Source organism: Citrobacter sp. VF227 (genome assembly GCF_052950715.1).
Window position 1 is genome coordinate 1 of sequence record NZ_JBRFVF010000594.1, and the last position, 438, is coordinate 438.

1 protein-coding gene is annotated in these 438 nt (G+C 72.6%); it reads right to left on the bottom strand.

All coding sequences use genetic code 11. The features are described 5' to 3' along the window. Positions 1-247: 247 nt before the first annotated feature. Positions 248-438 (bottom strand): hypothetical protein (locus ACU8YC_RS28065; RefSeq protein ID WP_446896405.1); only part of this gene is annotated, 191 nt, incomplete at its 5' end.

The window sequence follows — 438 nt, forward strand, 5'->3', positions numbered from 1 at the left end:
TGTCGGTCCCGACCGGGCGCGGCCCGGTCACGCCGACAGTATGGCGATTCTGCCTGCCCAGAAAAGTGGCACTCCGTTCCAATCACCGGACTCTGGGCCGCGCCCCGTCCCGGCGGGGTCGGCAAGGGCCCGGCAAGGGATCGGCAAGGGCCCGGAAACAGAACGTCCCGCAGGCCGGGTGGCCGCGGGACGGAGAGTTGCACGGTTGTGAGGATCGAGGGCTTCGATCCTGACGGTTAACCGACCGTTACCGGCCGCTCGGGGCCGCGCCGCTGCCGGTGGCGCCGTTGCCGGTGCTGTTGTCGCCCGCGGGAGCGCCGGGGGACGAGGTGTTGCCGTTGGGGGTGCTCTGCGCGGCGGCCATCCCGGCGCTCCCGGCGACGAGGGCGAGGGCGAGCAGGGCGGACTGGACGGTGCGGCTGGTCATGGCTCTCCTTG